This is a genomic window from Streptomyces sp. NPDC058619 (assembly GCF_042717785.1).
In the GTDB taxonomy this organism is placed as follows: Bacteria; Actinomycetota; Actinomycetes; order Streptomycetales; family Streptomycetaceae; genus Streptomyces.
The window spans coordinates 1-11458 of record NZ_JBHXQN010000102.1 but is presented as its reverse complement, the minus strand read 5'-3'; the positions used below and the strand labels follow the sequence as shown (position 1 = coordinate 11458).

6 protein-coding genes and 2 pseudogenes are annotated in these 11458 nt (G+C 68.4%); 4 read left to right on the top strand and 4 right to left on the bottom strand.

Annotated elements, in window-relative coordinates; translation table 11 throughout:
* Window positions 1-380: 380 nt before the first annotated feature.
* Complete coding sequence (locus tag ACFWTC_RS37535; RefSeq protein ID WP_384030419.1) at window positions 381-1427, bottom strand: YihY/virulence factor BrkB family protein; 1047 nt, start codon at window positions 1425-1427, stop codon at window positions 381-383.
* Between the two features lie 711 nt (window positions 1428-2138).
* Between ACFWTC_RS37535 and ACFWTC_RS37530 the strand changes: the two genes are divergently transcribed.
* The gene (locus ACFWTC_RS37530; RefSeq protein WP_383921445.1) at window positions 2139-3197 is read left to right on the top strand and encodes a PucR family transcriptional regulator; all 1059 of its coding nucleotides are present in this window, start codon (window positions 2139-2141) and stop codon (window positions 3195-3197) included.
* A 111-nt stretch (window positions 3198-3308) separates the two neighbouring features.
* Here ACFWTC_RS37530 and ACFWTC_RS37525 read toward each other — a convergent pair whose 3' ends face one another.
* Window positions 3309-3722: a MerR family transcriptional regulator gene (locus ACFWTC_RS37525; protein WP_383921446.1), complete on the bottom strand. Its 414-nt coding sequence runs from the start codon at window positions 3720-3722 to the stop codon at window positions 3309-3311.
* Window positions 3723-4120: 398 nt separating this feature from the next.
* Between ACFWTC_RS37525 and ACFWTC_RS37520 the strand changes: the two genes are divergently transcribed.
* From ACFWTC_RS37520 to ACFWTC_RS37510, 3 genes and pseudogenes are all read left to right on the top strand, one after another.
* Window positions 4121-5632, top strand: coding sequence for a SulP family inorganic anion transporter (locus ACFWTC_RS37520; RefSeq protein WP_383921449.1), 1512 nt, complete (start codon window positions 4121-4123; stop codon window positions 5630-5632).
* Between the two features lie 402 nt (window positions 5633-6034).
* Window positions 6035-6466, top strand: a pseudogene (locus ACFWTC_RS37515) (NfeD family protein).
* A 3-nt stretch (window positions 6467-6469) separates the two neighbouring features.
* Window positions 6470-7510, top strand: a pseudogene (locus ACFWTC_RS37510) (SPFH domain-containing protein).
* Between the two features lie 553 nt (window positions 7511-8063).
* On the opposite strand, the gene nhaA reads toward ACFWTC_RS37510, so the two are convergent.
* Window positions 8064-9362, bottom strand: coding sequence for a Na+/H+ antiporter NhaA (gene nhaA / locus ACFWTC_RS37505; protein WP_383921451.1), 1299 nt, complete (start codon window positions 9360-9362; stop codon window positions 8064-8066).
* Window positions 9363-9609: 247 nt separating this feature from the next.
* Window positions 9610-11151, bottom strand: a complete 1542-nt coding sequence (locus ACFWTC_RS37500; protein ID WP_383921454.1) for an alanine/glycine:cation symporter family protein — start codon at window positions 11149-11151, stop codon at window positions 9610-9612.
* Between the last annotated feature and the right edge of the window lie 307 nt (window positions 11152-11458).

Below are 11458 nucleotides of genomic sequence, written 5' to 3'. Positions count from 1 at the left end.
CAGAACCCCCACCATCACCCTCGCCGCATGACCACCCCAAACAACCTCATACCCGGCACCACGTCCTTGACGAAGGACATAGAGACACCCCCCCCCGCCGGCTCGGGCCCAAACGGCCGATGCCAGCGTTTCGCCGGCTTGTCCGGTAGCGGGCGGGGATACACCTTCGCTGTGCGCGCGGGTGCGCCGAGACCTCCCGGGTGGCGGTGGTGGTGGTCTTCCTGCCGGGGGGGAACCACAGCCGTACGACGTCATCTGATCCACACCGCACCGCGCCGGGTGCGAGCGGTGCTGCCTGACGGTTGGCGCTACGCGCGCCGCCGCCCCTGAGCCCTGGGTCGCGCTGGCCGGCGGCGGCCAGCACGAGTCGTAGCGACGGGTCAGTGCTCCATGCGGCGGTGGTCGCCGTCGCTCCAGGCATGGGTGTCACGGGGTTCGACGTACGGTTCCTCGTCCTCGGGCAGTCCTCCGGCGATCGCGCGCTGGCGGACCATTTCCGCGTCGAACTCCAGCCCGAGGAGGATCGCGAGGTTGGTGATCCACAGCCACACCAGGAAGATGATCACACCGGCGAGGGTGCCGTAGGTCTTGTTGTAGGAGGCGAAGTTCGCGACGTAGAACGCGAATCCCGCCGAGGCGGCCATCCAGATCACCAGCGCCAGGAAACTTCCCGGCGTCACCCACTTGAAGCCGCGGCCCTTGGCGTTCGGGGCGGCCCAGTAGAGGATCGCGATCATGATCGTGACGAGGAGCACCAGCACGGGCCACTTCGCGATCGACCACACGGTCAGGGCGGTGTCTCCGATTCCCAGTGCCGTGCCCACCTGTCGGGCCAGGGAGCCGGAGAAGACGACGATGAGCGCGCTTGCGCAGGCCAGGACCATCAGGGTGACGGTGAGGGCCAGCCGCAGCGGGAGGACCTTCCACACAGGGCGGCCTTCGGGCATGTCGTAGACGGCGTTCGAGGTGCGGATGAACGCGGCGATGTAGCCGGACGCCGACCAGACGGCGACGACGAGGCCGACGATCGCCAGGAGCGATCCGACGCCGCTGTGGCCCTGAAGTTGCTGTACCGCATTGCTGATCACGTCCCGCGCCGAGCCGGGGGCGAGCTTCTGCAGGTTGTCCAGGACCTGTTTCGTCGCGGACTCCCCCGCGATGCCCAGCAAGGACACCAGCACCAGTAGCGCGGGGAAGAGGGCCAGGACCCCGTAGTAGGTGAGCGCTGCGGCCCGGTCGGCGAGCTCGTCGTCCTTGAACTCCTTTACGGTGCCGCGCAGCACCGCCTTCCATGATTGTTTCGGCAGTTCGGCGAGCCGGTCGGGCGCCTGCTCCTCCACCTGCGGATCCGGTCCCACCGTGCTCTCACGGCCGGTTTCCCCGCGCTTACGGTCCCCACCTGGGCCTGGCTGCGATGTGCGTGTCATACCTGGCGGCTTTCCATCGTGGCGCCACTCATGTCAGCGAGGGCACGCGAGAACCCGGGTTCTTCCCCAGGGGACGTCTGGACTGCCCCGGAGTCGCGGTGGCTGCCGCCGCTCCTGCCGGCGGGATGCCGGGACAGGGAACCGCCGGAGCCGCGGCGGCCGGCTCCGGCCACCAGCCGTTGCGGCGGAAGGCACCGGCAAAGGGGCTCCTGCTGCGATTCGGTCCCGCGAGGTGATCGGTCGTGCCCGGATGAGGCGGGTGGGACGAGGTACGGGGAAGGGTCCGAGCGGCCGGTGCCGAGAGGGCCGGTCTCCTGCGGCGGCTGTCCGGGAGCCGAGCGGAACGACGGCGCCGTCCAGGTCGCCCTCGCTGAACTGGTCTGACGCCGCCGCGGCTGCGGTGTGGGTGTCCGCGCGGCATCGCTGATCCCGGCCTGGCCGATCTCTGAAGCGGCTTTGCCCGGAAGCAGGGAGGCGAAGCCGGGGGGAACCTCGTGGATCAAATGAGCCGGAGCCACAGACCGATCGCTCCGGGCGGCGCCGACTCCCTCGCCTCTTGATCATCTGTGCCCGATGGAGGGCAGCGCACTGCCGTGACCGGCAGTCTTTACGCTCCACTGATGCCGGTGGCGGCGCCCTTCGCTGCCCGTGTCACCCTGGTCTCCGCGTCAAGGCCAGTCCATGACGCGTCAAGATCGGGGGGATTGCGTGATGGACCGGGAAGCACCGGAAAACCATCTGGCGGGGTACGCAGAAAGCTTGGGCAAGGCCTGCGCCACGGGACGCCGACTGACCCGCGCCGAACTCGACGCACGCCGCGTTAAGGGGGAAAAGGCGGCGGAGGCCGGACTCAGCCTCCGCGGGATGATCAGGGAGCATCTGGCCGCGTCGAAGGATGTCCTCGCGACGGTCCCGTCCAAGGCGGCGGGTTCCCTCCTGACGGCGGTCGAACAAGCAGTGGACGCCTTCGTGGAAGGGTACGAGCGTGCCCAGCACCAGGCGGTTCGTCAGGAGGAGGGCGAGCGCCGCGAGTTCATCGACGATCTGCTCTACGGGCGCAGCGATCTGGGCCGGCTGGCCGAGCGTGCCGAACGGTTCGGGCTGCGGCTGTCGCTGGCCCACGCGGTGGCCGTGGCGACCGGCCCGGAGCCGTACGGCGACGGCTACCCGGTAGCCCGTAACATCGAGTCGGCGGTGCTGAACCGGTTCGCGGGCCGGCAGATCCTGCTGACCACGAAGGACGGCCGGTTGATCTGCGTGGCCCCCGGCGACCAACCGGACGTTCTGGCTTTCTTCGCGAAGCAGGCGTACGCGGCCACCGATGGCGGCAAGGTGGCCATAGGCCGCTCACACCCGGGCGCCGGCGGCGTGGTCCACTCATACGAGGAGGCGCTCAACGCGCTTGACCTGGCTGAGCGGATGGGCCTGGACGGGCCGGTGCTGCACGCCGCGGATCTGCTGGTCTATCCGGTGCTGACGCGGGACCGGCAGGCGATGGCCGACCTGGTGGAAAGCGTGCTGGGCCCGCTCCGTAAAGGGCGTGGGGGCGCCCCGCCCTTCATCGACACCCTCACCGCGTACTTCGACAGCGGCTGCGTGGCGACCGAGGCCGCGCGTCGGCTGTCGCTGAGCGTGCGGGCGCTGACTTACCGGCTGGAGCGGATCCACAGCCTCACCGGCGCCGACCCGGCCGACCCTGTGAACCGCTACACGCTCCAGACGGCGGTGATCGGCGCCCGCCTGCTGGGCTGGCCCGACACCGAGGCTTGAGCGACGCGGTGCGCTTTCTCCGGGTCGCGCGGTGCTCCCGGACACAGCGGCACGCGCCACCTGGTGGGCAAGGTTTCGGTAGGTACCCCGCCTCACCGCTGGAAATCGGCTTCAGGGGCCGGGGGTGGTGACTTTCTGCTCCAGGCGGGCGCCGAGAGTGGCGGCGAAGTCCTCGGCACGGGCCAGCTGGATGCGGAGCTTGGCCACCTGCTCGGCAGCGGCCTGCTCGTACTCCCGCACACGGTCCAGCAGGGCCTTCCGCTCGCCTGCGTCGAGGTCGCCTGGGGCGTCGAGACGATCGGTGGCGTCGAGCAGGTCGCGCATCTGGTCGAGGGTGAAGCCGAGCGGCTTCATGCGGCGGATGACCATGAGGCGCTGCACGTCGGTCTCGGTGTAGAGGCGGAAGCCGCCCTGAGAGCGGGCGGAGGGGACGACCAGGCCACTCTCCTCGTAATGCCGGATGGTACGCAGGGACAGTTCGGTCCGCGCGGCGACTTCACCGATCTGCATGTGCTTGTCGTCCACGCCCGTGGTCCTGGCCCTTCTTGCGGGGCGGGCCGTCCTGTGCGGCCCCGCCGACCTCTACTCTAACGTTAGGGTAGAGTTGCTGATGAACGAGGGCGGTCCGTGCTGCCCCGCAGTGCTGTGTCGGGTCCGATGGCGCTCCCGGCGAAGATCCGATTCTCGCAGGAGAGAGCGTGCGCGAGCCCATGACTCCCGTCGCCGCCGCCTGCCCGCCGTGACGCTTCACCCTCAGGCGTGAGCCCGGCCGCGCCGTCGCGCAGGCTCCGCTCCGCCGCCACCGACTTCTGGTCCGCCCCTGGCGGCCCGTCCGCGGGGTGCCGGCCCGGCTCTTCCGCGTTCTCCCGTACGCCCCGGCCTGCTGAGTGGGGTGTGCCCGAGTGCGACAGGTTCCCGTTCTCTTGTCTTCTACTGCTTCCGTTGCGTCTCCCGCCGCGAGACTGCGCGCCCTGCGTCCCGACTGGCTGTCCGACCCGAAGGTGTGGCGCACCGAGGTGCTGGCCGGCTTGGTCGTCGCGCTCGCGCTGATCCCCGAGGCGATCTCGTTCTCGATCATCGCCGGTGTCGACCCTGCGATCGGCCTGTTCGCCTCGTTCACAATGGCCGTGGTCATCTCCGTCGTCGGCGGACGGCGGGCGATGATCTCCGCCGCGACCGGCGCCATCGCGCTCGTGATCGCGCCGCTGAACCGTGAGCACGGCCTCGGCTACCTGATCGCCGCGGTCATCCTGGCCGGTGTCTTCCAGGTCGCGCTCGGGGCGCTGGGGGTAGCGAAGCTGATGAGGTTCATCCCCCGCTCGGTGATGGTCGGTTTCGTGAACTCACTCGCCATCCTGATCTTCATGGCCCAAGTTCCCGAGATGCACAACGTGCCGTGGCCGGTGTACCCGCTGATCGCGGCCGGGCTGGCGCTGATGGTGTTCTTCCCGAAGATCACCACTGTGATCCCGGCCCCGCTGGTCTCCATCGTCATCCTGACCGTCATCACGATCGCTGCCGGGATCGCTGTCCCGACCGTCGGCGACAAGGGGGCTCTGCCGTCCTCACTGCCGGTGCCCGGCCTGCCCGACGTGCCGTTCACCATCGACACCCTAACGACGATCGCCCCATACGCGTTCGCCATGGCCGTGGTCGGCCTGATGGAATCCCTGATGACCGCGAAGCTGGTCGACGACATCACCGACACCCACTCGAACAAGACCCGCGAGTCCATCGGCCAGGGCATCGCCAACATCGTCACGGGCTTCTTCGGCGGGATGGGCGGCTGCGCGATGATCGGCCAGACGATGATCAACGTGAAGGTCTCCGGAGCACGCACCCGCCTGTCCACCTTCCTGGCCGGTGCGTTCCTGATGGTGCTGTGCATCGGCCTTGGCCCGGTCGTCTCCGACATCCCCATGGCAGCCCTCGTCGCCGTCATGATCATGGTGTCGGTCGCCACCTTCGACTGGCACTCCATCCAGCTGAGCACCCTCAAGCGGATGCCCATCGGCGAGACCACCGTCATGGTCGTCACCGTCACCGCCATCGTCGCCACCCACAACCTGGCCATCGGCGTCGTCCTCGGCTCGATCACCGCCATGGTCATCTTCGCCAAGCGCGTCGCCCACCTCGCCGACGTCACCGGCGTCGTCGACCCCGACGGCAAGGAGGTCGTCTACGCCGTCACCGGCGAGCTGTTCTTCGCCTCCTCCAACGACCTCGTCGGCCAGTTCGACTACAAGGACGACCCCGACGACGTGGTCATCGACCTCACTGACGCCCACATCTGGGACGCCACCTCCGTCGCCGCCCTCGACGCCATCGAGACCAAGTACAAGCAGCGCGGCAAGAAGGTCACCATCATCGGCCTGAACGAGCCCAGCGCCGAGATGCACGACAAGCTCGCCGGCCGGCTCAGCGCCGGCCACTGAGAGCTCCACAGCAACGAGCTTGTGCCCGCCGCCTCCGGCGGGGGGCACACGCGTTTCATGCCGCCTCGTCAGGCCAGGCCGTCACGCCCCAGCCAGGCCGACTTCAACGGCACCCCGTCCTCGTCGCACGCGACCGCGGCAGCCGAAGAGGCGACCGCTACCTGAGGTGAATACGGGGCCGGAGTCGCCTTGGTCTGCAGCGGCTCGGCACCACTGGTGTCCGGCCCGGCGCCCCAGCAGTCGGGACCCCGGAACCCGCCGCAACTGTCGATCTTCCCATGGCACCGAGACACAGCCCACGCGGACGGCGGGCGGATCCCAATTCCTTTCGCAGGTAACTGGGTAAAAATTTACAAAAGGCGGCATATTCGCGCTCTCCTTCCTCGTCAGGAGGCGTAATCGATGGACCCCTGGCTGATCTGGCTGATCACCGCGCTGGTCCTGGGTGCGGCGGAGATCGTCACTCTCACCGCCGCACTCGGGTTGCTCGGCAGCGCAGCGCTGGTCACGGCCGTGTTCGCGGCTGTCGGGCTTCCCCTCCCCTGGCAGTTCCTGGCGTTCACGCTCGTCGCGACGGTCGGCGTGGTGTTCGTACGCCCGGTTGCCCTGCGTCACCTGTCCCCGCCGCCGAAAGAGCGCTTCGGCGTGGACGCCCTGGTCGGCGGAGCCGCCTTTGTCACTTCCGAGGTGTCGAACCTGGGCGGCAGGGTCCGCATCGGCGGCGAGGAATGAACGGCCCGCGCCTACGACGAGACCCTGGTGATCCCTCCCGGAACAACCGTCGACGTCATCGAGATCACCGGCACCACCGCGCTCGTCTACCCCCGGGAGTGAGCCATGGAGATTTCCGCGTTTGTCATCGCCGGCCTGCTCATCGCGGTCTTCGCCGTCTTCACCGTGATGCGTGCAGTATGCATCGTTCCCCAAGCCCGCGCGCGCAACGTCGAACGACTCGGCCGCTACCACCGCACCCTGAAACCCGGACTCAACGTCGTCATCCCCTACATCGACCGGGTCTAACCAGATCGACCTGCGCGAGCAGGTCGTCTCCTTCAGACCTCAGCCAGTCATCACGGAAGACAACCTGGTCGTCGAGATCGACACCGTTCTGTACTTCCAGGTCACCGACCCGCGCGCGGCCGCCTATGAGATCGCGAACTTCCTGCAGGCTGTGGAACAGCTGACGGTCACCACGCTGCGCAACGTCGTCGGGTCCATGGACCTGGAGAAGACCCTGACCTCGCGGGACACCATCAACAACCAGCTCCGCGGCGTTCTCGACGGGGCCACCGGCAAGTGGGGGCTCAGGGTCAACCGGGTGGAGATCAAGGCCATCGACCCGCCGCAGTCCATCAAGGACGCGATGGAGAAGCAGATGCGGGCCGAGCGCGACAAGCGGGCCGCCATCCTCGGAGCCGAAGGGCAGCGCCAGTCGCAGATCCTCACCGCGGAAGGCGACAAGCAGTCCGCCGTCCTGCGCGGAAGGCAACCGGACCGCCGAGATCCTCAAAGCGGAAGGTCAGTCGCGGGCCATCGACGAAGTGTTCCAAGCCGTCCACCGCAACGACCCCGACCCCAAGCTGCTCGCCTACCAGTACCTCCAGATGCCCCCCAACTGGCACAGGGCCCGGGCAGTACGTTCTGGGTCATACCCGGGGAGGTCACATCCGCCCTACAGAACGTCACCCGCGCGTTCACCGAAGCCCTCCCCCATGGCCGTCCAAGCAGAACGACGCGGCGAAGGCGGCGGAAGCCGCAGCCGAGGCCCTCGCCGACGCCGCTGAGGCCGACAGCAAGGCCGTCAGCGCACTCGCAACACGCCGCATGGCCGTAGGACGCGGTGACGAGGCAGCACCGCCGCCCGGTCCGCCGAAGTGACTCCATTTCACGTCGATCACGACGCGGCCCGCACGGAATGCGTCTTACGACTCGACACGGCTGCGGACCACCGCCGGGTCACCTCGGCCACCCCACCCGCCGGTCACAACCGCCCGGCAGACGTCTCGGCTTCGGCTTCGTGGTGGTGGCCGCAGTGTGCTTCCTGCGCGCCGAACGGGCCTCCCGCCGCGTGAATTCGCGAGCGAAGAGTTGACCGCGATGCCTGGAGGCAGACTCCTTGGATGGGTACGGCTGACGACGGCTGGGCGGGGTCAGTCCGGAGGTGGGCTGCCGCCGATGGTGAGTGCGACCAAGGCTCACGCCGGCAACGCCCAGGGCAGGGCTGGCACCCCGGCCGACCGCCAGCCGGCCAGGGCGAGGACGAACGCCACCACCGCCCGGGCCGCCAATGCACGCGGATCCTGTAGAAATCACCACTGCCGACGCCCGGCCCCGGGGTCTCGCAGCTCGGAGACCGCCGTCCTGATCACGAGGGCGGCGATGACGATCGCCAGCCCCAGGAGCGTCGCGCCCACCTGCCCTCTCCTTCTCGTCAGTCGTTGGCGCCAGTCGCGGGGGTGCGCTGGTAGATGTCGGGGATGCCGTCGGCGTCGGCGTCGAGGGTCTCCGCCTCGTACAGACGCCGGTAGATCTTGTTCCGGCGCCGGAGCAGGACAGCGGCGAGCACGGCCGCGGTGAGGGAGGCGATCAGGACGGCGACCTTGACATGCTCACCGATTTCCGCGCCCGGGAAGGCCAGTTCCCCGATCAGGAGGGCGACGGTGAAGCCGATCCCGGCCAGGACCGAGAGGCCGAGGACATCGGCCCAGGCGAGGTCGGGGTTGAGTTCCGCTTTGGTGAAGCGTGCGGCGAGGTAGGTGCCAAGGAAGATTCCGAGGATCTTGCCGACGACGAGTCCGATGACGACGCCGAGTGGTTCGGGGCTGGTGAACACTGCGGCCAGTGCGGGGCCGGAGATGCTGACGCCTGCGGCGAAGAGGGCGAAGAGTGGAACGGCGACACCTGCGGAGATCGGGTGCACCCGATGGGAGACGCGGGCGGCGGGGGAAGCGTTCTCGCCCTTGTCGCGGGTGGTGCGCAGGATGAGGCCCATGGCGACGCCGGCGACGGTGGCGTGGACGCCACCGTTGTACATCAGCGCCCAGATCGCGATGCCGAGGGGTACGTACCACCACCAGCCGCGGACGCGGTAGCGCTGGAGGAGGTAGAAGACGGCGAGTCCGGCGAAGGCTCCGCCCAGCGCCCAGAGGTTCAGGTCGCTGGTGAAGAAGACGGCGATGATGAGGATGGCGCCGAGGTCGTCGACGACGGCGAGGGTGAGCAGGAAAGCGCGCAGGGCGGAGGGCAGGTGGGTGGAGATGACGGCGAGCACGGCGAGCGCGAAGGCGATGTCGGTGGCCATGGGTACGGCCCAGCCGTCCAGGCTGCCGCCGCCGAGGCCCGCGGTCAGCGCGTACAGGGCCGCCGGCACGACCATGCCGCAGACCGCAGCGATGACCGGCAGCGCGGCTGTGGCGGGGGTGCGCAGCTCGCCGACGACGAGTTCGCGTTTGAGTTCGATGCCGGCGACGAGGAAGAAGACCGCGAGGAGTCCGTCGGCGGTCCAGTGCCCGACGGACAGGTCGAGGCCGAGTGCGGGGATCCCGAAGTGGAAGTCGCGTATCGCCTCGTAGACGTCGCTGAACGGGGTGTTGGCCCAGATGAGCGCGATGACCGCGGCGGCGAGGAGCACAAGTCCGCCGACGGTCTCGGTGCGCAGGGCGGAGGCGATGGCCTGGCGTTCGGGCCAGGGCATGAGTCCGAAGACGATGCGGGGGCGCGGGTCGCTCATGGTGGTGGCCTTCCGGGGCGTCGGCTGAGAATGGGCACACGGCCCCTATTTCGCCGACCAGACTTCCCGGCACACCGCGCGTCACCGGCACCTCGGTTGCCCCATTGACGCGTTCTTTACACCCTATGGGAGATGTCCGGATATCGCCAGAGGGCTTCTCACCTGCTGAAACGCAAGCGAGCGGGCTCGTACACACCAAGGCGCGAGGTGTGTACGAGCCCGCTCAGGAGCCGGGCCGCGGGGGCGGTCAGACGGTGGTCTTCACCGGCTCCTTGTCTCGCTCCTCGTCTGCTTCGGTGTCCAGGCCGGCGTCGCGGCGGCGGACGAATTCGAGGAAGGTGTTGAGTTCCCGCTTGACCACGGGGGCCAGCAGGTAGAGGCCGATGATGTTGATGACCGCCAGCATGAAGAGCACCGCGTCGGCCATGTCGATCAGGGTCTGCAGGGTGAGCAGCGAGCCAGCCACCGCGAACAGGGTGTAGAGAACCTTGTAGATCAGCTCGCTGGTCTTGCTGCGGCCGAAGAGGTGCGTCCAGGCCTTGAGGCCGTAGTAGCCCCAGGTCAGCACGGTGGAGATGGCGAACAGCATCACCGCGATGGTGAGGATGTACGGGAACCAGGGCAGGACCGTGCCGAAGGCGTCCGAGGTGATGGTCACGCCGCCGGGGCCTTCGCCCTTGCGCGCCTCGGCCCAGCTGGCGGGGTTGGCGATGACGATCGTCAGGGCGGTCATGGTGCAGATGACAACGGTGTCGATGAACGGCTCCAGTAGGGCGACCAGGCCCTCGCTGGCGGGGTGCTTGGTCTTGACCGCGGAGTGCGCGATCGGCGCGGAGCCGAGACCGGCCTCGTTGGAGAACGCGGCCCGCTTGAAGCCGATGATCAGCGCACCCAGGACACCGCCGGCGACGCCTTGCGGGTTGAAGGCGCCCTCGAAGATCGTGGAGATCGCCGCCGGGACGGCCGAGACGTTCACGAGGATGACGACCAGGCAGGCGGCGATGTAGATGCCCGCCATCGCGGGGACAAGCTTGCTGGTGACGGAGGCGATGGAGCGGATGCCGCCCAGGAGCACGATGCCGACGAGCGCGGCGACCAGGATGCCGAAGAACAGGGCGCCGGCCGAGGAGCCGATGATGCCGCCCTCGCCGCCGGTGACGGAGACCAGCTGCGCGTAGGACTGGTTGACCTGGAAGAGGTTGCCGCCGAAGAGGCCGAAGAAGAGGATCATCACGGAGGCGAGGACACCCAGCACCTTGCCCAGCTTCAGGCCCTTGGCGCCGAAGCGGTCGGCCAGGCCCTTGGGCAGGTAGTGCATCGGACCGCCGGAAACGGTGCCGTCGGCGTGGACCTCGCGGTACTTCACACCGAGGGTCACCTCGACGAACTTCGTCGCCATGCCCAGCAGACCGCAGAGGATCATCCAGAACGTCGCACCCGGGCCACCGATCGAGACGGCGACGGCCACACCGGCGATGTTACCGAGGCCGACCGTGCCGGAGACGGCCGCGGTCAGCGCCTGGAAGTGGTTGACCTCACCGGCCGACCCCTCCTCGTCGTACTTGCCGCGCACCACGTTCACCGCGAGGCGGAACTTGCGTATCTGCACCAGGCCGAACCACCCGGAGAAGACGAGACCGGCGACCACGAGCCAGGCGACGATCAGCGGGAGCTGGGTCCCGGCGACGGGGACCGAGTAGAAGACGGCGTCTCCGAGCCACTTGGCGATGGGCTCGAAGAATCCGCTGACTGCCTCGTCTACGGAGTTGGTGATGGTGTCGAGTGACATCAGGCTTTACCTCGATGGCGCAGAACCGGCGCAGTGCGGTGCGGCGGTGTGAGTGCGGGCGGGCATGGAGCGAACGCCGTTGTCCGATCGGCGACCCTGGGCGTCTCGGTCCGCGGACTCGGGCCGTGACCTCCCTGGCCGTGCAATACCGGTGCGTGCCGGCACTCCGCGGTCCGGCGAGGGGTGGGCCGAAAGCGGAGTTGCACATTCTTAGAGCTCGTAACAGGATCTTGATGAGATGTTGTGGTCAGCCGTGACCGGTGTGACGATTCGGCCGTTCGTGGTGGTGTGAGTACTCGGCCGTGGA